General features: G+C 63.3%; 20 protein-coding genes and 3 pseudogenes. 6 read left to right on the plus strand and 17 right to left on the minus strand.

The annotated features are described in order from the left end of the window. Window positions 1–72 precede the first annotated feature (72 nt). The 5 genes from P1L40_RS08360 to P1L40_RS08380 all read right to left on the minus strand — a co-directional run bounded on the left by P1L40_RS08360 (window position 73) and on the right by P1L40_RS08380 (window position 5,534). The gene (locus P1L40_RS08360) at window positions 73–666 is read right to left on the minus strand and encodes a class I SAM-dependent methyltransferase (protein ID WP_284010864.1); all 594 of its coding nucleotides are present in this window, start codon (window positions 664–666) and stop codon (window positions 73–75) included. 2 nt (window positions 667–668) lie between these two features. Next, entirely contained in the window at window positions 669–887 is a 219-nt protein-coding gene (locus P1L40_RS08365) for a YgaP family membrane protein (protein ID WP_284010865.1), read from the minus strand. 96 nt (window positions 888–983) lie between these two features. Then, a complete protein-coding gene (locus P1L40_RS08370; protein WP_284010866.1) occupies window positions 984–2,231 on the minus strand; it encodes a M20 family metallopeptidase in 1,248 nt (415 codons plus the stop codon). Next, on the minus strand, window positions 2,228–3,580 hold the full coding sequence (locus P1L40_RS08375; RefSeq protein ID WP_284010867.1) for an FAD-dependent oxidoreductase: 1,353 nt from the start codon (window positions 3,578–3,580) through the stop codon (window positions 2,228–2,230). Before P1L40_RS08375 ends, P1L40_RS08370 begins: the two co-directional genes overlap by 4 nt. A 118-nt stretch (window positions 3,581–3,698) precedes the next feature. After that, entirely contained in the window at window positions 3,699–5,534 is a 1,836-nt protein-coding gene (locus tag P1L40_RS08380; protein WP_284010868.1) for a bacterio-opsin activator domain-containing protein, read from the minus strand. A 311-nt stretch (window positions 5,535–5,845) separates the two neighbouring features. Between P1L40_RS08380 and P1L40_RS08385 the strand changes: the two genes are divergently transcribed. Genes P1L40_RS08385 through P1L40_RS08405 form a run of 5 tightly spaced genes read left to right on the plus strand, consistent with a single transcriptional unit; the run spans window position 5,846 to window position 12,468 of the window. Further along, window positions 5,846–6,880, plus strand: a complete 1,035-nt coding sequence (locus P1L40_RS08385; RefSeq protein ID WP_284010869.1) for a 4Fe-4S dicluster domain-containing protein — start codon at window positions 5,846–5,848, stop codon at window positions 6,878–6,880. A gap of 2 nt (window positions 6,881–6,882) precedes the next feature. Next, window positions 6,883–8,151, plus strand: coding sequence for an NrfD/PsrC family molybdoenzyme membrane anchor subunit (nrfD, locus tag P1L40_RS08390; protein WP_284010871.1), 1,269 nt, complete (start codon window positions 6,883–6,885; stop codon window positions 8,149–8,151). Then, complete coding sequence (locus P1L40_RS08395; RefSeq protein ID WP_284010872.1) at window positions 8,151–11,432, plus strand: molybdopterin-dependent oxidoreductase; 3,282 nt, start codon at window positions 8,151–8,153, stop codon at window positions 11,430–11,432. The genes nrfD and P1L40_RS08395 overlap by 1 nt, the downstream gene beginning before the upstream one ends. 5 nt (window positions 11,433–11,437) lie before the next feature. Continuing rightward, the gene (locus P1L40_RS08400) at window positions 11,438–12,169 is read left to right on the plus strand and encodes a TorD/DmsD family molecular chaperone (protein WP_284010873.1); all 732 of its coding nucleotides are present in this window, start codon (window positions 11,438–11,440) and stop codon (window positions 12,167–12,169) included. 47 nt (window positions 12,170–12,216) lie between these two features. Beyond that, window positions 12,217–12,468, plus strand: a complete 252-nt coding sequence (locus P1L40_RS08405) for a hypothetical protein (RefSeq protein ID WP_284010874.1) — start codon at window positions 12,217–12,219, stop codon at window positions 12,466–12,468. 4 nt (window positions 12,469–12,472) lie between these two features. Here P1L40_RS08405 and P1L40_RS08410 read toward each other — a convergent pair whose 3' ends face one another. From P1L40_RS08410 to P1L40_RS08460, 12 genes and pseudogenes are all read right to left on the minus strand, one after another. Next, window positions 12,473–12,892: a hypothetical protein gene (locus P1L40_RS08410; RefSeq protein ID WP_284010875.1), complete on the minus strand. Its 420-nt coding sequence runs from the start codon at window positions 12,890–12,892 to the stop codon at window positions 12,473–12,475. Between the two features lie 91 nt (window positions 12,893–12,983). Next, a complete protein-coding gene (locus tag P1L40_RS08415) occupies window positions 12,984–13,523 on the minus strand; it encodes a hypothetical protein (protein ID WP_284010876.1) in 540 nt (179 codons plus the stop codon). Window positions 13,524–13,525: 2 nt separating this feature from the next. Next, a complete protein-coding gene (locus tag P1L40_RS08420; protein ID WP_284010877.1) occupies window positions 13,526–14,263 on the minus strand; it encodes a DsbA family protein in 738 nt (245 codons plus the stop codon). A gap of 55 nt (window positions 14,264–14,318) precedes the next feature. Beyond that, on the minus strand, window positions 14,319–14,618 hold the full coding sequence (locus P1L40_RS08425) for a DUF7522 family protein (protein WP_284010878.1): 300 nt from the start codon (window positions 14,616–14,618) through the stop codon (window positions 14,319–14,321). Window positions 14,619–14,676: 58 nt separating this feature from the next. Then, window positions 14,677–15,090 carry a thioredoxin gene (gene trxA / locus P1L40_RS08430; RefSeq protein ID WP_284010879.1) on the minus strand — a complete coding sequence of 138 codons (414 nt, stop codon included), beginning with the start codon at window positions 15,088–15,090 and terminating at the stop codon, window positions 14,677–14,679. 66 nt (window positions 15,091–15,156) lie between these two features. After that, window positions 15,157–15,288, minus strand: a pseudogene (locus P1L40_RS23520) (helix-turn-helix domain-containing protein); the annotation flags it as partial. Window positions 15,289–15,449: 161 nt separating this feature from the next. Then, window positions 15,450–16,291, minus strand: a pseudogene (locus tag P1L40_RS08435) (Glu/Leu/Phe/Val family dehydrogenase); the annotation flags it as partial. A 646-nt stretch (window positions 16,292–16,937) separates the two neighbouring features. Then, window positions 16,938–17,081, minus strand: a complete 144-nt coding sequence (locus P1L40_RS08440; protein ID WP_284010880.1) for a rubrerythrin-like domain-containing protein — start codon at window positions 17,079–17,081, stop codon at window positions 16,938–16,940. A gap of 121 nt (window positions 17,082–17,202) precedes the next feature. Continuing rightward, window positions 17,203–20,073, minus strand: coding sequence for a bacterio-opsin activator domain-containing protein (locus P1L40_RS08445; RefSeq protein ID WP_284010881.1), 2,871 nt, complete (start codon window positions 20,071–20,073; stop codon window positions 17,203–17,205). 519 nt (window positions 20,074–20,592) lie between these two features. Next, window positions 20,593–21,814: pseudogene (locus P1L40_RS08450) on the minus strand (site-specific integrase). Further along, a complete protein-coding gene (locus P1L40_RS08455) occupies window positions 21,814–22,419 on the minus strand; it encodes a hypothetical protein (RefSeq protein WP_284010882.1) in 606 nt (201 codons plus the stop codon). The pseudogene P1L40_RS08450 and the gene P1L40_RS08455 overlap by 1 nt, the downstream one beginning before the upstream one ends. Then, the gene (locus P1L40_RS08460; RefSeq protein ID WP_284010883.1) at window positions 22,420–22,731 is read right to left on the minus strand and encodes a DUF8065 family protein; all 312 of its coding nucleotides are present in this window, start codon (window positions 22,729–22,731) and stop codon (window positions 22,420–22,422) included. A gap of 267 nt (window positions 22,732–22,998) precedes the next feature. Here P1L40_RS08460 and P1L40_RS08465 point away from each other — a divergent pair, with 267 nt between their 5' ends. Further along, window positions 22,999–24,654, plus strand: coding sequence for a histidine kinase N-terminal 7TM domain-containing protein (locus P1L40_RS08465; RefSeq protein WP_284010884.1), 1,656 nt, complete (start codon window positions 22,999–23,001; stop codon window positions 24,652–24,654). Window positions 24,655–24,761 lie beyond the last annotated feature (107 nt).

Genomic DNA, 24,761 nt, shown 5'->3' on the forward strand with positions numbered 1-24,761 from the left:
CAAGATTCTGAAAACCTATGGGCCTGGGACGACCGGCCGGAAGATAATATTGAAATCATAGAGGAGGAGGGCTTACCGCTCGAATACGAGCGCGTAGTGGTACGGCGGCAGCTCGACCTGCCGGTCGAGCGTGAACGCTGCAGCTGGAAGCACGGCATCTTCAGTTTCTCTCGGCGTCATCCGAAGTTTCGTTGGAGGTCCACGAGGTTCAGTTCCGACAGTCGTCGTTTCACGTGGGCGGTCGTGCCAGTTGACGATGATCAGGCTCCCGCCAGGTTCGAGCACCTGAAACGCCTGCTCGACCAACCCCAACTGGTCGTCGACGCCGTGGAACGTGTTTGCCACGACGAGGGTGCTTACTGAGTCGGGGAGGACGCCAGTCAGGTTCCGGGCGTCACCGTGGGTCGGAACGACGTTCTCGATGTCCTTCTGCTCGGCGAGATCATCGAGTTCATCAAGCAGTGACCCATCCAGGTCGATAGCGTAAACGGGCTCGGGGTCGGCAATTCGGGCGGCTGGAAGGGCAAAGTAGCCGCTTCCACAGCCAACTTCGGCGACCGACTCGCCGGATTTGACGCCGAGTTCCCGGAGCGTCGCGCCGGGTGTCGGCCAAAGTTTGCTCCACCAGTCCCAGTCGGGTTGGCCGGTGTTCTGGAAGCGCTCCATCCCTAGCCGGACCCCGACGTATCCACTCCCAGCAGGCGATACAGGAGGCAGACTCGAACGAGGCCAGTCCCGGCGAGAACGAGACCCAGCAGGGCCAGGACTGTGCCGACCACCGTCCCAACTCCAAACAGTCCTCCGAGTGAGGCCACTCCGACAGCCGCCAAACCCAGCCCGATACCGATCCGGATTCGACTGTCTGTCGCACTAATATTGCTCTTCATGCCCACAAATATACTATACTATTACCTAAGTGTTTCCCGACAACTTCCCCCAACCGCCCGAGCAGCCCGATACAACCGTGAGTCTAGAGGGGTTACCTACCGGAGCTGGGACTGCCACCGTGTTGGTAGCTGAGCGTAGACGACGGCGTTGTCGACGAGTACGTCGACCGGAACGTACTCATCCGGCGCGTGGACAGTGTCGGTTCCGAGCGCGAACTCGACGGTCGGGATGCCCGCATTCCGGAGTTTCTTGGCATCACCACCACCCGTAGCGCTCCGCCGGAAAACGCGATCACCCGTGGCCCCCTCCGCGGTCGACGCGACGGCTTCGACGAGTGGGCTGGCGGGTGCTTCGGCCGTACCGACGCTCCAGGAGACGTCGGCGATTGTGATACCTTCGCAGTCGGCGACGCACTCCCGGATCTCCGCGAGCACATCGGGCGTGTGGACACCTGCGGTCAGTCGCACGTCAACTTCGGCGTGCGCAGACTGCGGGACGGTGTTTATCGCGTCCCCGCCCTCGAGGACGCCGAGATTGATCGAGGGGTACCAGAACAGCTCTCGAGCGGCGGCCCCACCCATCGATGGGGTGTAGTACTCCACTGACTCCTCGACGATCGGCGCCACGTCAGCGTCGATCTCGAGTCGCTGGGTGCCGAACCGTTCGCGCATCGTCCCGACGGCGTCGTAGAGCCGGTCGATGGCATTGACGCCGAGTATCGGCCGGGAGCCGTGGGCCCCCTCACCGCTGGCTTCGAGCGTCAGCCAGATGCTGCCCCGGTCCGCGATTGTGACGGAGTGGCGGCCTTCCTCGCAGGTTGGCTCGCCAATCACACATGCCTCAGCGTCGAGCTCACCAGCGTCGAGTAGCGCTGGCAAGCCGGCGTCACCACCCACTTCCTCGTCGCTCACGAACGCGAATTGAAGGTCGACAGGTGGCTCAGTGTCGGTGGCTGCGAAGGCCTGTATTGCGAACAGCATCGACGCTACGGCACCCTTCATGTCGGTTGCACCGCGGCCGTAGACATGTTCATCGACGCGCTCGCCGAGTGGATCGTGAGACCAGGCATCTGCGTCGAAGGGCACCGTATCGAGGTGGCCATTATACAGCAGTGTGTGGTCGGAGCCACCCGGTAGTCGAACGAGCAGATTCGGCTTCGCTGGATCGACTGCAAAACTCTCTACTTCGACCGGAAGCGGGTCGAGGAATTGTTCGATTTTGGCGACGATTTCGCGCGTGTCGCCGGGCGGGTTCGACGTCTCAATCGCGAGGAGGTCGAGGGCGAGCGCGACCAGTTCCTCTCGGTGTGCTCGCACGTACTCGGATGGCGTAGCGGCGCTCATTCGCCCGTTAACTTCCCCTCGAGGACTTTCGCCGCCGTAAGTATCGGGTCCCAGACGGGGCTGAACGGCGGGGCGTACGCCAGATCGGCATTTCGGAGTTCAGTCACGGTCATACCAGCCGTGAGCGCCGTCGCGACCGTGTCGATGCGCTTCGTACCCTCCCGGCCGACGACGCTCCCGCCGAGTAGCCGACCGGAGCTCCGGTCGGCCACCAGCGTGACGGTGAGCTCTGCCCCATCGGGGTAGTAGTGAGCCCGCGTCGGTGCCGATATCGTTACTGAGACGGGGTCAAAGCCGGCGTCCCGTGCCCGTTCCTCGTCGAGGATGCCGGTCCGGGCGGCGCCGAGCTCGAACGCCTTGACGATGGCCGTTCCGGCGATTCCGCCGACCGGCTCCGGGTCGCCGACGACGGTCTGGCCGATTGCGCGGCCGGCGCGGTTGGCGGTCAGCGCCAGGGGTACGTGGTCCGGCTCGCCGGTCACGACGTGGCGTGCCTCCGCGCAGTCGCCCGCAGCGTAGATGTTCTCGTAGTTCGTCCGACCGTACTCGTCAGTCGCGACGGCTCCGGTCTCGCCCAGCCCGATGCCGGCGTCCGCCGCCAAATCCGTATTCGGTTCGACACCGACGCCGACGATGGCGACGTCAGCGGGATGGGACTCGTCGTCGAGCATGACGCGCTCGACCCGGTCGGCACCCTCGAACCCTGAGACGGCGGTGTCGAGGTGGAGCTCGACTCCCTGCTCGCGGAGGTGGTCCTCGACGACCTCCGCGACCGCGTCACCGAACGGTTGGAGGACGTGTGGCAGCATCTCGTAGAGGTAGACGTCGACGCCGCGCGCCGACAGCGCCTCGGCCATCTCGACGCCCACGTAGCCGCCGCCGACGATGGCCGCGGAGTCCGGCGAGTGTTCGGTGACGTAGTTCTCGATGGCGTCGGCCTCGTCCATGTCGTGGATCGTGAAGACGCCGTCGAGGCCGAGCCCGTCGAGCGGCGGTTCGATGGCACTCGCCCCCGTCGCGACGAGCAGGTGGTCGTAGGGCTGGTCGAACGTCTCGCCGTCGCCCTCGACGGTCACAGTCTGGGCCTCGGGGTCGATGCCGACGACCTCGTGGCCGGTCCGGAGGTCGATATCGCGCTCCTCGCGGAACTCCTCGGGCGTCACGGCGACGAGATCCTCCAGGTCCTCGACCTCGCCCTTGACGTAGTAGGGCATCCCGCAGGCTGCGTAGGACACCCACTCGCCCTTCTCGAAGACGACCACGTCCAGCTCTGGGTCCTCGCGCTTGGCCTTGCTCGCGGCGCTCATCCCCGCGGCGTCACCGCCGACGACCACGAACGTCTCGCTCATAACCGTAGGTTCGACTGTCTCAAACTAAAGTATTTCGCGAATTTCACAATACCAGGAACGAGGGATCGGCTGACAGCCTCAGGTGTCGAGGCGAGCCCGCCCGAGCTATCGTCGAAGGTCACAGCCCGGCTGGTTCGGCGACTGCGTCGTCCGCACGGTCGAACAGCGCCGCGAACAGCTTGCGCTCCGCGGCGCGGAGGTGCTGAGTGAACGTCGACTGGTTGATCCCCATCGTCGCTGCGACTTCCTCCCCGCTGGCGTCACGCGGCCACTCGAAGAAGCCCGCGAAGTAGGCCGTCTGGGCGGCCTCAAGCTGGCGGTCGGTCAGCGACTCCTCGAAGGCCGTCCGGAGTTTCGTCTCGGCGGCCGCGTCGGGTTCGCGCTCGCGCTGGGCGACCAGATCCAGGTCCGGATACGACGACTGGACGGCCTCGACGACCGACCGGACGTCGTTGGACCGGGCGATATCGGCGACGAGACGACCGCTACCATCGGTAACCCTTTGTGATCGGACGGCCGCGCCGTACCGGGCCAGCGTCGTCACGACGGCGTCGTCGAGAGTCAGCCTGACGCCGCACCGCTCGTCGCCGTCGCACAGTACTTCGGCCCGTTCGATCCCCGGAGCGTCGCCGGCGTGGGCCGAGACGGCGTCCGGTTCGCAGCCCCTCACGGAGACGTAGGCGGCACAGTCGCCCTCCTTGCCGTCCCCGACCCGGTCGAGTTCGACCGTGCACTCCAGCGCCGACGACAGCGAGACCAGCGGGTCGTCCGTCCCGTCGAGCCGGAACTCGAGGCGAGTTACCTCGTCGGACGCGAGCGTCCGGCGGTTCTCGGCCGCGTTGATGGCGTCCCCGACAGCCAACCCGAGCTCGGCGAACACCGACCGATCGATGGCCTCGAACGCGCCGTCCGTCCCGGTCTCGACGAACAGCGCGCCGTAGTCGGCGTCCTGATACGATAACGGGACGACGACGCCCGAGGCCGCTGCGGGGTCGTCGACGGGCGCCCCACCGTCTTCGACGAATGCCGGTCGCCGCTGTTCGAGGACCGTACCGGCGACGTCACGGTAGGTCGACGAGCATTCGAGGCGTGCCTCGACCTCCTCCGGGTCGACGCCGGCAGCGGTCCGGACCGCGACGTCCCCGTCGACGAGTCTCCGGGTGCCGACCCAGGCGGCGTCGAACAGGTGCGATGACGCGAACCGGTCACAGAGCACACGCTCGATTTCGCGCCGGTTCGACGCCCCCACCAGCTCCCGGTTGATGTCCCGGATGACCTCGTTCGTGTTGTTCAGCCGCTCGAGGCGGTCGTTTTGCTCCTCGATCCGGAGCTGTCGCTCCTTGCGCTCGGTCACGTCCCGCTCGACCGCGACGTACCGCTCGACCGTCCCTCCCTCGTCGGTGATCGGCGCGACGGTCGTGTCGACCCAGCACAGCTCCCCCGACTTCCGACGGTTGATGATCTCGCCCTCCCAGACGTCGCCCGAGGAGATCTGCTCCCACAGTTCCGTGTAGAAGGCCTCGTCGTGCTCCCCGGACTGCCACAGGCGCGGGTTCTCGCCGACGACCTCCTCGGGGCCGTAACCGACGACGCTCTCGACCGCCGGGTTCGCGTATTCGATGGTCCCGCCGGGGCCGGTCAGGAAGATGGCGTGACCGGCGTGCTCGATCGCCTTCCGGAACCCTCGAAGGCGCTCGGTAACGCGTCGCTCCTCGACGACGTAGCTCGACAGGTAATACACGGTCAACAGCGCGAGGACGCTGACCGCAAGTCCCGGAAGCTCCTCGACCGGCGTCGTCGAGTTCCGGGCGGACAGCAACTGACGAGTGGCCATCAGCGACAGCATCACCGTCAGGAACCCGAACCGACGGTCGCTGCTCCGGGCGAGCAACACCAGCGAGTACCCGACTCCGGTCAGCCTGAGGAGGATGGAGGCGACGAGGACCCCGTTCAAGAGCGTCCACCTCCGACGACGGATCGGGGGTGTCGGTCAACGAGCGCAGTCATAGCTCGAACTTGTTCGCACCTCCTCGTATAAGCCCTCGGGCTTTCCCAGTCGCTGGGACGCGGTCCAGCGGGCGACCGGCACGGGCCCGTTTCCGGCGTTCCAAACAGTATTGGGCCGGGAGTTATCCCCCGTTTCGGTCCCGTCCGGCGGGGCAAAGAGTATCGGTACCACGCTCACCTCCCCGGCTCGTGTAGGTCTACGTGTATGCCTCAGTTCGACCGGCCATACGGACGCGGCCCGATGTGCGGGTGGTACCGATGAGTGGCGCGAGCGACGACCGGTTGCCGGGCGTCCCGGACGCGGGCGCCGCCGACCTCGACGCGATGGTCGACGACGAGGCGGCCGATCCCAGGGCGGAACTGTCGAAGACCGACCACGACACGGACCTCGGGATAGCGATGGCCGAGGACGCCAAGCGCGTCTCCCGGGGTGAACTGTCGGCCGAGGAGTACTGGGAGCGATACGACGAGGCCGCCGAACGCGAGTTCGGCGACACCTATCGCGAGACCCCCAACCCATCGATCGAGAGCGGCGACCAGACGATCGCCGACGAGACCGCGGACTCGCTGGGCTGTTCGGTCGGCTCGATGGACTCGGTCGCCTGCGAGCTCTCCGCCGACGGGGACGGGGCCGACGCGACCGGCGACGGGGCGGACGGCGACGAGCGCTGGGGGATGGTCATCGACCTCCAGAAGTGCGTCGGCTGTGACTCCTGTACGGTCGCCTGCAAGGCCGAGAACCGGACGCCGCCGGGCGTCTCTTACAACGTCGTGATGGAGGAGGAACACGGGGAGTTCCCGGAGGTCACGCGGACGAACGTCCCTCGGCCCTGTATGCAGTGCGAGAACCCGCCGTGCGTGCAGGTCTGCCCCGTCAGCGCGACCTACAAGATGGACAACGGCGTGGTCAACGTCGACTACGACCGCTGTATCGGCTGTCGGTACTGCATGATCGCGTGCCCGTACGGGGCGCGCTATTTCGACTTCGGCGAGAACTACGACGACGAGGTCGACGAGGCCGGCGAGGTGACCAGCCCCGAGTACGGCGTCGACCGCGGGAAGCGCGAGGGCGACGAGTCGCCGGTCGGCAACGTCCGCAAGTGTAGCTTCTGCACGCACCGCCTGGAGCGCGGCGAGGAGCCGGCTTGCGTCGAGACCTGCGTCGGCGACGCCCGGAACATGGGTGACCTCGACGACCCCGACAGCGAGGTCTCCGAGATGGCCGACTCCTCACGGGCGTTCCAGCTGAAAGAGAGCGAGGGGACCGACCCCAACGTCTACTACCTCAAGTGACCATGGCGACCGAACACTCGCGGTTCGAGTTCGACCCCGGGTTCGTCAGCGACCGCCTGCGCGTCGCCTGGTACGCCGTCCTCGGCGCGCTCCTGCTCGTCGGCGGGTACGCGACGTGGCTGCGGATCACGGAGGGGATGGCGAGCACCAACCTGACGAGCACGACCCCCTGGGGCGCCTGGGTCGCCTTCTACATCTACTTCGTCGGCCTCTCGGCGGGGGCGTTCCTCGTCAGCACGCTCGCGAACGTCTTCGGCGTCGAGGCGATGCACCGGATCGACCGCGACGCGCTGTTCGCAGCGATCGTCAGTATGGCCGTCGCGCTGCTGTTCGTCTGGACCGATCTCGGCCGAATGGACCGGATGTATCACCCGTTCGTCTGGCGGCAGTTCACCTCCGCGCTCTCCTGGGAGGTCCACGCGTACGTCGCCTACATCGGCGTGCTCGTGACCGAGCTGTACTTCTCGATGCGCTACGACCTCGCCCGCGTCGCCGAGCGCGGGTCGGGACTGCGCGCCCGACTCGCTGCCCTCCTGACGCTGGGTCGCCGGGCGACGACCGAGGCCTCCCGGACCACCGACCGAACCTGGCTCACGCGAGCCGGGATCGTCGGCATCCCGCTGGCCATCTTCATGGTCCACGGCGGGACGGGCGTCCTCTTCGCCGTCTCGAAGGCCCGCCCGTACTGGAACAGCGGGCTATTCCCGGTGATCTTCATCGTCTCGGCGGTGCTCTCCGGGACGGCGCTGGTGATGCTGTTGTACGTTCTCCGGACGAAGCTGTTCGACGACGAGCCCGTCGACCGGGACCTGCTCGACCAGCTGGCGAAGCTACTGGCCGCGTTCGTCGTCGTCGACGTGGCGCTGACCGCCATCGAGGCGCTGATCGCGATCGTCAGTTTCCACCCCCACGTCGTCGAGACCTGGCAGATCATCGCGTTCGGCGAGATGTCGTGGTCGTTCTGGTGGTTCATGGTCGGGTTCGGGTGGGTGTTCCCGCTCGTCATGCTCTCGAAGCGGGAGTGGCGACGCACGCCGTGGCTGATGGCGCTGGCGGGGCTCAGCGTCGTGATCGGCATCGTCGCCGTGCGGTTCAACATCGTCGTTCCGCCGCAGATCCGCCCCGTCATGGAGGGGCTCCCGCACGGCTCGTACTTCCCATCGGCCGTGGAGTGGGCGACCAGCGCCGGGATGATCGCGGTCGGACTGCTCCTGTACACGATCGGCGCGGAACTGCTGCCGCTGACGCCGCTCGACGGAGGTGACCACTGATGTCAACCGACGACACCACCGACGCAGACGCCGGAGGGACCGAAGACGAGGGGCCGTCGCTCACGCGACGCGACCTCGTGAAGGCGGTCGGAGCCGTCGGCGCCATCGGCGCCGCCAGCGCCGCGACCGTCAACGTCGACACCGACGACCTCTGGACCGACGACACCGAACACTACGTCGGCGACGACTACGGCGAGTACGGCGCGAGCGACGTGATCCACACGACCTGCGGGCAGTGCAACACGTTCTGCCCGATCAAAGTCCGGCTGGCCGACGACAGCGGGACTGGCGAGTACAGCTCGCTCGTCCGCAAGCTGGCCGGCAACCCGTACTCGTTCCTGAACACCCAGCCGTTCTCGCAGGTGCCCTACGACAGCGACCCCGAAGACGTGGCCACGGGCGACGTGGCGGGGAGCGGTGCCGTGGACGCCGACCGGTGGTCGCTGTCGGGCGGCCGGATCTGCCTGAAGGGCCAGGCCGGCATCCAGACGGCGTTCGACAGCTACCGAGTGCGCAAGCCGATGAAACGCGTCGGTCCCCGCGGCTCCGGGGAGTGGAAGACTATCTCCTGGGAACAGGCGATCGAAGAGATCGTCGAGGGTGACGACGACCTGGGCCACCCCGGGTTGCGCGCTCTGTGGGGCTACGCGCCCGAGGACGAGGTGATGGACGACTGGGAAGCCGTCCAGTCCGGTGAGCTGGAGAAGTCGGCCTTCGACGAGAAGTACGAGGACGTCTTAATCGACACCGACCACCCCGACATGGGGCCGAAAGCCAACCAGATCGTCGACGTGGGCGGGTTCCGGCGCAACTTCATCCGGACTCGCCTGTGGCACCAGGGGCTGGGGTCGATCAACAGCGTCCACCACGCGGGGACCTGCGGCTTCTCCAGCGTCATGGGGAACGTCCGTTCGCACGCGGCCCAGAAGAAGCGCCAGTACCCCGACGTGGAGAACTGCGAGTACCTGCTGGTGTGGGGGACCAACCCCATGGTCGCCAACAAGGGACCGACCTGGCTCGCGCCGAAGCTGACCAGCGCCATCGAGGACGGGATGCGGATGGATGTGGTCGACCCGCGGCTGTCGAAGACCGCCGAGAAGGCGGACACCTGGGTCCCGGTCGAACCTGGCGCGGACGGCGCGCTCGCGCTCGGGATGGCCCGCTGGATCCTCGAACACGACCGCCACGACGTCGAGTACCTCCGCAACCCCGCCGAGAGTGCCGCCGAGAGCGACGGCGAGCCAACCTGGAGCGACGCGACCCACCTCGTCCTCGTCGACGAGGAGGCGGGTCCCAAGGCCCGCGCCGCCGACCTCGGGCTCGTCCCGGCGGACCACGAACTGGCTGACGACTTCGTCGCGGTCGACGCATCGACCGGCGAACCGCGGCCGGCCAGCGAGGTCGAGACCGGTGTCCTCGACGTGTCGCTGACCGTCGACGGAACCGCCGTCGAGAGTGTCTGGAGCCTGTACCGCGACCGGGTGTTCGAGCACACCGTCGAGGAGTACGCCGAGATGTCCGGCGTCTCGGCCGACCGGATCGCCGAGGTCGCCGACGAGTTCACCAGCCACGGAAAGCGAGCGGCGATCATGGCCTACCGCGGCCCGGCGAAACACACCAACGGGTTCTACAACACCCGGGCCATCGCGACGCTGCAGCACCTCATCGGTAACTACGACTGGAAAGGGGGCCAGATCACGCCCTACGCCGGGTACAGTACGATGTCCGGCCGCTACGAGCTCGAACAGGTCCCCGACGGCCACTCGCCGTGGGGGATCCCGTTGCTGCGCGGCGGGGTCAACTACGAGGACACCACGCTGTTCGAACGCGACGGCGGCTACCCGGCGAAGCGGCCGTGGTTCCCCGTCGCGCCACCTCAGGCCACCCAGGAACTGTACGGCAGCGCCGCCGACGAGTACCCCTACGGCATCGAGGCGCTGTTCATCCGGCCGTACTCGAACAACCACGTGATGGCCGTCGCCGGCGGCGACCAGATCCCCGACATCCTCGGCGACCCCGACACTATCCCGCTGGTCGTCGCCTCCGACACGGTGATCGGCGAGACGAGCAAGCACGCCGACTACATCCTGCCGGAGCCGACCTACCTCGAACGGTGGGAGAACTTCGGCACGTACCCGAACAAGCGGCTGGCCGACGAGAAGATCAGCCAGCCCGCGGTCGAGGTGGTTCCCGACGCGCGGCCGTTCGAGGAGGTCCTGATCGACCTCTGGACGGAACTGGACCTCCCCGGCGTCGGCGAGGACGCGATCCCCGACGCGGACGGGGATCTGTGGCCGCTCGAGCGGGCCGAGGACTTCTACCTGAAGCTCGCGGCGAACATGGCCTACGCCCGCGAGCCCGTCCCCGATGCGAGCGAGGACGAGCAGCGGGTCTTCCGCGAGAGCCACGAGCAGGGGCTCGGCGACTCGTTCGACCTCGACCGCTGGAAGCGGGTCGTCAGCGACGAGGAGTGGGCGAAGGTCGTCACCGTGCTCAACCGCGGCGGCCGCTTCGAGGAGCCCGTCGACGACTACGCCGACCGGTTCGCCGAGCACGGCCACGAGTACGACTACGCCGAGCGCTTCGACGATAGCAACGCCTACGACGGCGACCAGATGCGCTACAGACTCAGCTCGCGCGTGGACTTCTACAGCGAGGTCGTGCCGAACGGGAAACACTCCTACACCGGCGAGCGGTTCGACCCGCTCCCGCGGGTCGACGACGTCGAACACTACGACGGCGGCGTCCAGGCGCCGGTCACCGACGACGGCGACCCCGAGCGCCCCCTGCGGCTGATCAACTGGAAGCCCCGGACCCAGGGGATGCACCGCACCACGAACAGCCCGTGGCTCCGGGAGACTAGGCCGCAGAACCCGCTGTGGATCAACCCGCGCGACGCCGAGAAGCGCGGCATCGAGAACGGCGACGAGATCGCCATCGACGCCGGCCGACGCACCGCGGAAGGGGTCGCGATGGTCACGAACGGCATCCGCCCCGGCGTCGTCGGTGCCATGTGGGGCTGGGGTCGGTCCGGAGACGGTGCGGTCGAAGAGACTATCGACGGCGAGACCCGCGGCCTGGTTGAGGAAGACGGCCACACGCCCTACCAGTTCGACGAGCCGATGACCGAAGAGGCCGGGCTGGCGAAGGGCCGCGACGCCGGGTTCGCGATCAACCACCTCCAGCCGCTCGACGAAGACCTCGGCGACACCGGCCTCTCGGACCTCGTCGGCGGGAGCAACGCCCAGTACGACGCCTTCGTCGAGGTCGAGCGGAAGTGATCCCGATGGACGACGCCACCACCACGGCCGTGGGCGGTGAATCCGGCGGCGACGCCGACGCCGCCCGTGCGAGAGCGGCGGTGTACGGGCTGCTCGCCGCGGCGTTCGACGGCGACCACGAGACGCTCGCGGCCGCGCTCGGCGACGGGACCCTGGCCGACCTCGTCACCCGGTTCCTGGGTGACGCGGACGGCGATGCGTTCGACCGCCCCGACCTCGACACCGAGGGGCTCCGGGTCGGCTACGACAACCTGTTCGTCGTCCCCGGTCCGCACTACGTCCCCCCGTTCGCGTCGGCCTGGGCTGACGACCCCAGCGAGGACTTCGAGTCCGACTCGCCGTACCACGACGCCGGGGCGGCGGGCGAACTGCTGGGCGACCCCGCTGCCGCGGCCGCGCGGTCCCATGCGGCCGTCGGCTTCGAACCCGAGCGCGGCGACGCCATTCCCGACCACCTCGCCGCCGAACTGGAGTTCATGCGCGCGCTCTGCGAGCGGGAGGCCACCCTGCTCGCTGACCGTAGCGACGCCACCGACGAGCTCGCAGCGGTCCGCGAGCACCAGCGGGAGACGGTCGGCCGCCTCGGCTGGCTCGACGACTTTCACGAGACCGTCGAGGCCGAAGACGCCGCCGAGGGTGTCTTCGCGGCACTCGCCCGACTCGCACGGACCTTCGTCGCCTGGGACGCACGGAGCGGAGTCGCTGCTCCCGACAGTGGCACGGTCTCGCCCCAGTGAGCGACCCCAAAACACAAACGAGACCGGACGGTAGCAGCAGCCGAGAGATGACCGAGGCGGACGGCACTGCCGAGTCGACGCGATCGCACTGGTCGTTGCTGGGGATCGGCGGCGCGCTGAGCCTCTGCTGTCTCGTCGCGGCCCCGGCGTCGACCGGCGCGGCCGGCGCCGTCGCTGGCGGCAGTACTACCGCCGTCCTCGGTGGGAACCTGGTCCAGATTCTCGTGACGGCCGTGACCGTCGGGCTCCTGGCCGGCTTCGTCCGGCTTCGGACCGGCGGCGGAAGCTGCGAGGCCTGATCCGTCAGCGGCCGCACGCCTCACAGCGCCGTCGCTGATAGTAGAGCAGTCCGCCGAAGGCGGCGACGCTCACGGCCCCGAACGCCGGTCGCAGCGGGTCGAAGTACGTCATCAGCGCCGAGGAGCTGAACAGCGCCAGCAGCACGGCGTTGCATATCGGGCAACCGAAAGCCAGGAACCCGCCGACGATACCGCCGGCGGCGTAGCGGTCTCCGATCGGGTCGTCGGTCAGCGACCGCTGGTAGACGAAGCCGGCGGCGAACGCCGCCGTAGCGACTAGGAAGAGGTAGTCCGCCGGGGTACGCTCCACCATTCGAACGTACAGGGGGTTCGGGATCAGTCCGGTCACGACGCCGAACAGCAGGAGAGTCCCGACGCCGACGCCGGCGCTCCTGACGAATCGGGAATACGGGAGAGCCGTCACAGCCCAACCTCCCGTCGTCGAGTGCCGTTCGTTCGGTTGTCCGATGCATGCCACATCTCGACCATCTGTCGTCGGTTGTTCCATCGCATGGTTACGTCGGGTCGATCGAGCACGTCCGCGGATCACCCGCGCGCCCGAGGAAAATGAGGAGCAGGACGATACCGCCGACGCGGAGAAGGTTGCCGTCGTACGGTAGGGCCGCCATCGCACCGACGAAGCCCAACGCTCCGAGCACGCCCGCACCGCAGCTCGCACAGCCGGCGGCGACCATTCCGGGCAGGACGCCCACGATGGTTGATGCACCTCGGCGACGCGCACGGCCGACCAGCGCCAGCGCGTTGGTCGTCGCGATACCGGTCAGGACCGCGTATCCAGTGACCAGAGCGAGACCGACCGCCCCAGTGCTCAGGTACATTTCCCGAGTGAGTGCGCTGACCGCGTAGACGACGTCGCCCGGGTCGTTCGCGAGGATCTGGAGCGAGAACTGAGGGAACGAACTCAAGACCAGGACGACGTACGTGACGGCCGTCCCGGCGGCGGTCAGCAGCAGCCGTCGATCAGACGTGAGCGGGTAAACGAGCGCTCCGCGGAGGCTACGAGTCCAGTCGCGACTCGCAATGGTCCGTCTCACGCTCACGATTCCATCACCTGGTCGATGGCGTCGGCGAAGTTCTCGTAGGGGTGGGCCCCGACGAGCCTCCCGGCAGCCCCGGACTCACGATTGTAGATAACGAAACCCGGTGTGCCCTGAATCCTCGCCTCGCGGGCTACGTCGAGGTTTGGATCCATGCTCTCACGAATCGAGTCCCCTCGTTCCTCGCGGCAGGTATCGACCGAGGATACGTCCACACCATCTACCCGCTCGGTGACACTGGTAAACGCCTCCTCGTCGGCCCAATCCGTCCCTGAATCGGGCTGTTCGTCGAACGCCGCCGCGTGCCAGTTCCAGAACGCGGCGGGGTTGCTGTCGGCGACCTGCGACCATACACAGCGCCCCCAAACTGCCGCTGGCATCGAGTACTGTCCGATGTTCGGATATGAGAGCGCCACCAGGCGGGCGTCGCCGGTGTCGAGGTAGTTGCGGCCGATATCGGGGAACGTCTCCGTCTCGAACTTCTTGCAGAACGGACACAGATAGTCCGTCCAGTAGTAGATGTCCACCGCAGCGTCGCGCTCGCCGGCGATCGGTCGCCCGGCGAGTTCGACGCCGAAGTCCGTCGTCGCAGTGCTGCCGTGGGAGGTATCCGGAACGTAGCGCTGCTCACTCGGCTCAGGCTGTGACGCGACGTACGCGACACCACCCCCGAGCGCAAGCACCCCGCCGCCAGCGAGAAGGGCGCGTCGACGAGTGATATTGCTTGTGAGATCCATTGTTGCCCAATACCACTCCTCGTCGTCTGAAAGACGTTGCGGTCCCCTATGGCGGTTAGAAATTACCGGCGTATGCCGCGTTTTCGACTGTCTCAATTATCGAATGCAGATCGTATGAGCCATCATTCCGTACCACGACAACGAGCCCGATCGTCTCCTCGACCGGTACAGCGATGGTGACCAGTGTATCGTATACGCGAACGGTCGCGTGCAGCGGCTCTCCGTGGTATTCCTCGTAGACTGCAGTGCCGATTGCCTCCAACTGAATGTGTTCTAGAATCGACCGAATATCGGACGCAGTGTACTGTGAGGATGCCGCCTCGTCCCGGTACAGGACATCGTACTCGCCACCCACAAGGGAGCCCTTCGAACGGCGGTCGTCCGCCTCAGCAGGCCCATCGGTCGTCGCTGATTTACACGTGCTTTTCTATCACAGAGCGAAGCTGCGCTTCGTCCTGCATTCCGACAAGGCGTTCGGCAGGCTGACCGTTGGCGAATAAGACGAGCGTCGGCAACCCCTGGACACTGTACTCGGCGGCAAGTTGCTGGTTCGCGTCAATATCGATCTTCGCCACAGCCGCACCCGTCTCGGCGGCGATCGTTTCGACGACCGGTTCAAGCATCTGGCATGGTCCGCACCAGTCAGCGTAAAAGTCGGCTAGCACGACATCGTGTTCGGCGACAGTTTCGGTCAGCTCGGCGCCGCCGTCGATATGGATCGGCTCAGAAGGACTCTGCGAGTCGGACTCCCCAGCACCGCCCGTTCCAGCCTGATTTCGAAGCTCCGCCAATTTCTGTCGTCGGATCTCCTCGATCTCTTCAGCCATAGGTATTCGTATGCTTTTGTGTAAAATACACAATACTGCTGCGCTAGAGAGTTGAGATTGCAGGAATCAGGAACAGGACTGCAGCGGCTGGTTCTCTCGGTCGTCCGAGTCCCGACTATATCGATCTTCGAACTCCTGAATGAGCTGTCCGATATCCGCATACCAGTCGTTGAGCAATCGCTGCATATCGTGAGCAATTCCTCATTCGCTCTTGCGTAGCACATTGTTGATGTAGAGCCCTCTTGCGGTTCTATGCTGAACTAGGCTCAACGAGAACGGGCTGGTCAAGGACTCAAACTACCGGTTCAGGTATCAACCTACTACGGAAAGCAGCATCAACAATCTCCTTCGGAAGAGCGTTCCTCATTTGTCAGAGCCTGTTCTGCACCCGGGTAGCCGACGACGCTGCCGGTCGCTTGTTTGTGTTCCCTGACAGAGTAGGGGTCGAGCGAATCTGTGGCAGAAATACCACCGCTGGAATCTGATACGGCGACCACATCGGCGCCTATCTCGTAGACTAGTTTGGCCCCTATCCAGCCGGCATTTCCATACCCCTGTACAGCGACAGAGGCCCCGCTGAGGTCCTTGTCGAGATACTCGAACGCCTCGCGTGCGGCGATGACCGTCAACCGGCCGGTCGCTTCGACGCGACCTTCGCTCCCGCCACTAGATATATCTTTCCCGGTGATGACACCTGGTTCAGTCGTATTCTCGAGGGTCTCGTAGGTATCTCTGATCCAGTTCATCTCACGCTGGCCCGTGTTGACGTCGGGAGCGGGGATATCACGGTCAGACCCGATGAAGGGGCGCAGTTCGACGGCGAATGCACGGGTGACCCGCTCGAGTTCCGACTCGGAGTACTCACTCGGGTCGGTGATGATACCGCCTTTGCCGCCGCCGAGCGGGATATCACTGGTGGCAGTTTTATAAACCATCCACCCTGACAGCGCTTTGACCTCATCACGGGTAACTCCGGGGTGGTAGCGGATACCGCCCTTGTAAGGGCCACGGTCACCGTTGAACTGTGACCGGTAGGCACGGAACACCTCGGTCGACCCATCGTCTATTTCGACAGCCAGATTCATCTCCACCACGCGCTCGGGTGTCTTGAGTCGTCTAGTTTCCCATCCGACACATAAACATAGCTAGCTGCTTCGTCGATCTGCGTACGCAGATTCTCGTACGGGTTTAGCACCGACATACATGTCGCAGGTGAACCGAGATACCAAAACCTAACTGTCTTATCTGAGTTTTTATACTAAATTTAAGTTTGGTTTTTACTAATTGAGGCTTGTTTAACTAATATTTGTCTTTAATTATTGCTCTAATTTTATTTTTGTATTAATATATTTAAATATCTGTCTGTCCGCTCTGTCGACCACTTCGACCGTCGTATCGGCGTCAAGAGCGACCGCGTCCCCCACGCGTTCGCAACCGCTGGCGGGGACGTCTATCCGGTCGACCTCTGGAAGCAGACAGTCGCGGTACTGGTCCCGTTCCAGGAGTACGCGGCCGGAGGGGAAGTACCAGATCTGGGTGACAGCCCTGAAACACGCCGCTGTCGCCGGGTCTTCGATGCGTCTGAGTTCGGGGTCGTCTCTGGAGCGATATTTTTCAGGAAGAATGAGAGTACGCGTACTGCGCGTCGGGCAGTCGGGTGGCCCCGAAACCGCGGGCGGCGGTCAAATGTTTTCCCGCCCCACGACTGGCACCGAAACCGGTACCATTCCTGGTGTCTACGAGGCTGTCCCGACGGACAACCGCGTGTGTGACAGGCTTAGATCGGCCACAACACGACCGGGCCCCAGTTCGATTGGCCTCGGCTCCGGTCCAGTCCGATAGCATCGTCACTCGACCGGTGTCTGCCGGTTGCGCATCTCGCCCCCACAGTCGGGACAGGGGCCGGGGTTGTCCTCCGCAGTGACGACAGTACCACACTCGAAGCACTCGTACGGCGTTTCCTCGTCGGGCGTTTGCGTGACATCTCGCATTGGATATTCACGAGTGCCCGCTGTCGACGCGCGACACTCGTGACTACATACCCAGTACAGAATCGAATAGTCAGCAGTTTACTACCAAGGTATCCAGACAGTAGGGTGTTCGTTATTGAACCTACCTGGACTGACCGGCTACCGAAAACTTCGCGTCCTCGAACACCGCTGTGAAGAGTTTCCGCTGTACCGTCCGGATATGCTGGTAGAACGCCGGAGGAGAAATATCGAGGAAATCCGCGACCTCTTCACCCGTACTCTCGCGTGGTGATTCGAAGAAGCCGCTGTAGTAGGCCGTCTGGGTGACTTCCAGTTGGCGGTCGGTCAGTGCTGCGAGGAACTGTGCGTGGATATCGCGGTCGAAGGCCTGGTCGAGGGTCTGCTTGCTGTCGAGGGCGACCTCGACGAACGTGTCGTTCACCAGCTGTCTGATGGTCCGGCCGTCGATGCTCTCCGGAGCGTCGATTGTGAGTGTGGTCTTCGTTGGCTCCCCAGTCGCTTCGCGCAGGACGGCGCCGTGGTCGGCCAGTTCCAGAGCGAGGAACGGCTGTGTCAGTCCGAGGCGGAGAACACCGCCGTCGGTGTCGGCACTGATGGCCTGGACAGCATCGATGCCGGCCAGTTCCGATGCACAGTCCTGTAAGGTTCCGATGTCAGCGTCGTCGACAGTAACGAAGACGTAGCTCCCGTCGGTTGTCTGTTGCACACCACCCTGATAGGTGAGGGTGCAGTCGGCCTCCCGCGCCAGACGCGAGAGGACGAACGTCGGATCGTCGATTTCGAACACCAGGCGGGTTATCGACATCGTGAGGAGAGCGTTCTTCCGTTCGATGGCGCTCAGTGCGGCGGCGATAGTTTCGCCGAGTTCGGTCAACACTGTCTGTGCCATCCCGTCGAAAGCGTCTCTGGTATCCGCGTAGACGGTCAACACGCCGTGCGTGACTTCGTTGTACACCAGCGGAATACTCAGCACTGACATGAAATCGCGTGTGAGCGCGTCCGTCCGCCAGGAGTCCTCCCGCAGGTCGGCCGCGACGTTTGGCACCATCGTGAGCTCCCCCGACGCCGCCGTTTGCCCGGCCGGTTCCGTCCCGGAGGTTCCGACCACAAACTGGTTGCCGTCCAGATATCCCTGCTCGTTGCCGGCCCAGGCACGGGCTTCCAGCGTGTCCGTCGTCGGGTCGACGGTTCCGACCCACGCGAAACGGAACCGGCCATCGTCGGTCAGCAGTTCACAGACGGCGTGGTCAATCTCCTCACGGGTTTCAGCCTTGACGACGGCCCGGTCGATAGCCCGAATCGTCTTGTTGATCTGATTCAGGGTGGTGAGTTGCTCGTTTTGCTGCTGAAGTTGCCGCTCCTGTGTGCGGAGCTTCGACTCGCGGGTCACACGGTCCAGGGCGGCCTCGGCGGCCGCGGCGAGCAAGTCGGCGAGTTCCCGTGTCACCTCGTCGAAGGCACCCACCGTGTCCGATCCCGCGACGAAGACGCCGTGGTCACCCAACGGGATGTAGCTGGCACTCCGCAGGTCCGTCGCCCGATTGTCGAGACGGCCAGACTCGTGGATATCCGCGAACACCTGCCTGTCGCCCGTGATGAACCCGTGTCCGGGGAGTGTGTCGCCATCGGCGTGGACACTCGGCAGCGGTCCGTGCAGGTCTCGCATCGTCTGTGAGTGCGCCGCAGGACGTAGCTCGTTTCCGTCCGCGTCGAACAGATATACCGCACTCGCCTCGACACCGATCACGTTCGGCGCGTCCTCGACGATATGCTGTGCAATCTCGTCGTGGGTCCCGGCATAGAGAAACGACCGGGCGAGTTCTTGGAGGGTAGCCAGGGCCTCTTCGCGCTGTTTTCGTTTCGTAATGTCACGACAGCTATAGAGGAACGAGCCCCCTTGGATGTCGACTTCCCTGACGTTAACCAGTAGCGTGTGTTCGCGGCCAGCTTTGTCAGTCGCCGTACACTCGATGTTCTTGAGTGCCCTGTTGTCAGCGAGGTCGTCACGATCGAAGAGATCCTCACCGAGTAACCCGTCTATGGTTCCCTGCTCGTAGATCTCCTCGGCGGTGTAGCCAAAGATGAAGTGGACGTTCGGACAGACGTAGGTGTACTCACCGTCGTCGTTTGTGATGAGGACGGTGTCGGTCATGTTGTTGAGCGTGACCCGGTGGAGTTCTTCGGACTCTTGGAGATCGCGCTGGAGTTTGACTTGGTCGGTAACGTCGATTCCTTCGACCACGATCGAGACGACGTCGCCACGGTCGTTCTCGACAGGGCGGACTGAAAGGTCCAGGACGCGATGGGGGGTCGCCGGTGCCTGATAGACGACGGCGTTACTGAACCGGCCTTCACGCGCCGACGTGACGAGCTGTCGAACATCCCGCTGGGCCGCCTCTGTCTCGTCCCACCACGGCAGTGTCCAGAACGGCTTACCGATCATAGCGTCACAGTCATGATCTATCATCTTCCGTCCCCGTTGATTGACGCGCTTGAGTGTGCCCTGTGGGTCGAGTACCCATGTCGCCGTCTGGTTGTCCTGGAAGACGGCTTCAAACTGCTGTGCCCGCTCGTTGCGAGTGATCGTCTGCTCCGCTGTACGAACCGCGTCCACAGCCCGTTCGATAAGATCCTCATTTGTCTGGTCATCGGACTCGGTTACTGCGAGATAATCGGTGACTCCAGCCCGGATAGCCTCGCTCGCTATGGCCTCGCTACCGTCTTTAGTGCCGAGAATGATCGGGGTGGACGGGTACGTTTCTTTGAGACGATTCACTAGTTCAATCCCGGTTTGCTCTCCGAGCTTATATGCAGTAACGATACAGTCGATGGGCCTCTTACCGACGGTATCTAGTGCCTCAGGCACTGTCTTAACCGTCGTAATAGACCCCCCAGTTTGGCTGCGTATCGTACGTGTAAACGCTTCGAGCCATTTTGTTGAACCAACAACGAGAATCTGAGCCGTGTCAAGAGTGGAGTCAGTCACTGTCATCTGATTACACCACGTATCGGTTTGAACTACTTAGCGCTGGACTCAATGAAGGGCACAGAGATACTTCAATATATAACCCCACAGCCATCTAAACAGTTTTGAATCAAACCCGATTTGAAAGTCCGAGTGCCTGTACATATTAGACCGGAGCCAAGGAGCATGGTGGCACGTACAGGAACTAGGGACTGCGTGGTCACGGACGCAATACAGAATGATGATAAAGACTGTCTTGCGACAAACTCTCCATCGGCGAGAAATAAGTCAACTCTTGCGATCGACAGGATGGTCCACTCTCACGACGGGTCCGGCCGACCGGTGTCTCGAAGCGGCGGACGCAGAGGGCTTGACTGGTGCACACCACATGAAAAACAGCGTGTACAGGGCGGGACAGGATCGTCTAATGTGAGCCAAGCGTTGTAAACTCCTCATTAGATAGTTTGGACGTGAATGTCGCAGCATGCAGGGAGGTTCAACCGTCTCACCGCCATTGGTCGGCAACCAACAGCGGTCTCAGTATCTTCAGATGGAATCGATCTCGTTGATTGCTTCGGTCGCGAGCGCACCCAATTCATCGGCTTCGATGTGCGAGTAGCGCTTACGAATCATCTTCTCTGAGTTATCGAGATATCGGTCAGCAACCGTGTATCCGAATCCGCGGACAAGGATTTCGCCCATTCCCCGTCGGCCACCATGAGGAGCGAAATAATCGTGTTTCGGATGCTCAAGGTCGACCTCCGCTGCGTCGAGAGCCGTTGAAGAATCGACCGCGCCCCATCGGTCGTGATCGACAGTGGGTGGATATCCTCGTCGAGAGCCAACAAGAAGTCCCGAGCGTACTCGTCACGTTGTTTCTCGATTGTATCTGGCCCGTCTTGGACGAGCGTTGCGAGCGTCCGCTGGTCGAACGTGGGAAACACTGGCCATTGCACCGTCGGTGGATCCATCAGCGTTCGATGTCTCCGGAGTGGCGCGATCACAGGATCTGGGAGACTCGCAACATCCCACTGCTGTTTCTTTCGGTAGACATCCATGCTCCCGTCATCTAGCGAAATCTCTCCCCACTGGACACCACGCCGCCGTGGATCGTTCGGGTCACGAAGAATCTCACCAACGCGAACAGCTGTGTATGCGAGAACGAAGACGAGAGCGCGGTCACGAGCCGCCTTTAGGATCGTATATCGCGCTCGCTGCCTGTCGAGGGGATCGACATCATCCGGAAGCGCTCTGTACGTCTCAATTGCGTCCTGGACTCGCTCGTCAACGTGTCGGATGAGTTCGTGACGCTGCTCAGATGTCCATATCTGCTGGTCGCCGGGTTTGCGACCGTCGTCATCGGGAGTGGGGCCATCGCACTCGCTCGCCGGGCGTAGTGACCCCTGAGATATCCCTCGTTCGCACACCAACCACACCACGCAGAGATATAGTGATAATACGTGTGGATGGTGTTTTGCTTGAGCGCGCGGTCACTGCCGAGATGCCGGGCGTACGCCCGGAACATTCGTTCATCGAGATCCTAGAAGGACGGGTCCCGGTCGACATCTTCGGGGACGATTCCTGTCCACTCGTTCCGACCGCAGTCGCCCGCAACCCACCGGCCGAACCGTTTGAGTTCGCGGGCCGCATTACGACGGTAGTTCCCGCCGTCACCACCACGCCCTTTCCCCTTGTCTTGGAGGTAGCGTTCGAAGGACTCCGTGAGCGATATCGAACCAGCACGTCTCGCTGCGGGAGCTAGTTCGATCACGGGAGCAGATTGTCGTCAAGAATGTCGCTACAATCAATCGGAATCCCCTCCCATGCGGCTTTCACAGCCTTGTATCCGGTCCACCCCTCTCGTTCCAACAGCTCACCACACGCTTCACAGAACTCGCGACGAGAAATGAGGTCGGTATCGTAGAGAATGTAGAACAGAAACGGCGGTGCCACGACACGGATATCTTCGTTTTGATCGTCGACTGCGCGGCGGACCGAGCGTCGGCCTGCCGCGTCCATCAGAATAACGTAGTCGATAGCCTCCGGGTTCTGTACCACTTCCTGTCGGAGTGATTCCTCGCCAGCGTCCGCTCCATGGGGCCGGGGAACACTAGTCACCTGGGTGAGCGGTGTGTCTTCATCCGCAAGCGCCGCAAGTGCAGCACGGCTTCCGTGATGGAGTCGGTACGGACGACTTCCTTCAGGTGCGGTTTCGCGCGTCTCCTCGGCGTGTCGCTCTAGCTCCTGTTTGCAGACGTTTGTCGTCGTGAGGCCGACGTTGTCCGTTATCTGAGTCCACAACGAGCTATTCGCAACGGCAATCAGCGTATCCGTATCGACGAGAATCGGATACCGTGTGTCGCCACTGGCCATTTAGGCTAGATAGTCGCTGGTGTCAGCCTCAGTAGCCTCGCGGAAGGCCTCAGTGTCCTCCTGGAGCAAATCGAACTCCTCCCCGAGGAGGACTCGAGCAGCTTCCTCCGAGATATCGCCCGCAGAGTAGTGCTCGTAAATCGCGATTTTGTCGTCGTCAGTCATCGCTCGCCGAAGCATCTCGGTAAGCCCCTCTCGTCCGAGTTCGCTAATATTGATGCCTCCAAGATGGACGGCATCCAGTTCGGTTGCCGCCTCCTTGAGCGGGCCGGCGCGGAATTTAATCGTATCGTCAAGCGATTCTTGGCTCATAGTGGAGAGTATGGAGGCCGGCCGGATAAGTTGTTTCCCCTTGTGGGAACACATGGGTACATTGCCCCTCATCCTCTCGGACGAATTAGCAATGGTGGCGCTTCTCAGGGAGTGGCTGAAAAATAACTGGTCGTGCTTCTCTCATGAAGGAATACCGACGGGCACAATTTCGTATATAACAGTAGCTGGCTGACCGCAGTGCCGTGATTATCAACTGTCGTAATACGGGCATAGGACTCAAATCAGTCAGTCAAATAAATCTGATAGATGACCGTCCTCGGCGTTTCTCCAGCGTTTTTGGCATATGTTTTCGCCTACGGACTGGCCGCACTCGGCTGTATAGCCGCTCTCGGTCGTGCCCGGCAGGTCACAGACACCGATACCCGTCGAGGGTTGGTCGCGTTGCTGGTTGGGAGTGGTGGCTGGGCCGCGCTACAATTGGCCTTTCTGGTCGCTCCAACTCCAACGGTAGGCTACGGAGCCTACACACTCAGCCTGATTATCGGACTCACTACCGTCGGGGCCTGGCTCTATTTTACCTCAGCCTATACCGGACGCTCATTTCACCGAGATAAGATGTATAGACGTCTCGCGGTGGCGCTGTATCTCGCTATCGTCGCAGTGAAACTCACGAATCCACTCCACGGCTGGTACTTTCAGACGACCTTCGTCACCGAGCCGTTTCCGCATCAGACAATCATACACGGGACTTTTCACTGGGTCGTCACCGGGCTCTCCTACGCGCTTGTCGCGGTGGGATTCTTCATGTTGTACGAACTATTTCTGGACGCCGACTACGATACACGGCCACTGGCCGCGCTTGTCGGGATTACTGGCCTCCCTGTGGTGTTCGATATCGTCGGCTTCGCCAGCGATGCCCTCATTGACATCAACTACGAGCCGCTTGGCGTTGCCGTCTTCGCAATCGGCGTCCTGTACGTGTTCGAAGAGGAGTTTCTCGCCGTCCAACTCACCGACGGCGTTGACGCGCCGGTCGTCTATCTGGACCGCGATGACCGAATCAGCCACTACAATGGACGCGCTGAGCAGCTGTTCCCGGACCTCGATGGGGCGACAGGGGAACCACTGGACGACATTATCCCACCCGCGAGCACGGAACTTGGCGACCGAAACTGGATCCTCGACCGGACCAGGGCCGGCGAGACCAAACACTATCTGGTGAGTGACACGCGCTTTTCGCTGGGCCAGACTGGCATCGGCCGGATGGTGTTGTTTACCGATGTGACTCGGACCGAACGGCAGCGTCGGGAGCTAGAACGGCAGAATGAACAACTGGAAGGGTTCGCCGCCGCTATCCGGCATGAACTGCTCAACACACTGCAGATTGTCAGCGCCAGAATCGACATCGCTGGCGACGCGGTTGAAGACGGTGAGGTGGATTTAGCTCGGAATAGCTTGCAGACCGCCTCGGACACCTCAGAGCGGATGGCAGATATCGTCGATGACTTGGCGAAACTCGCTCGATACGGCCAAAGCGTCGAAGACAGCCAGACCGAGACGGTTGACCTCGGAACTATCGCGAAGGCGGCATGGGCGACTGCTGACGTTGACAATGGTTCCCTCTCTATTGAATCCAGTGTAGAAGTCACAGCTGACCCCGAGCGTCTCGAAAGACTATTTATCAATGCGTTCACGTTCGGTGCGCACAACGGTGCGACCGAGACTACCGTTACCGTCACCGACACTGGCTTTGCGATCACCGATGACGGTGCGCCAACCGGCAACACCGACCCAGCATCGTATTTCGAGTATGGGAGCGCGATTCCCGACGCCGAGGCCGGTTTGACGCTCCCAAACCTCCGGATGCTCGCCGAGACCCACGGTTGGGAGACGACGCTCGATACGTCGTATCAGGACGGAATCCGCATCGTCATCTCAGGTGTCGGTACGCGCAAACAGTAGAACCAGACACCCTCTCCGGCGAGACTAGCACGAATTCCGGCGCCGACAATCATCTTCATTCCGTCGGCAGCCACGGACAGCTCGTCGACGGACTGTCAGACGAGCCG

This window comes from Haloarcula pelagica (assembly GCF_030127105.1).
GTDB lineage: Archaea > Halobacteriota > Halobacteria > Halobacteriales > Haloarculaceae > Haloarcula > Haloarcula pelagica.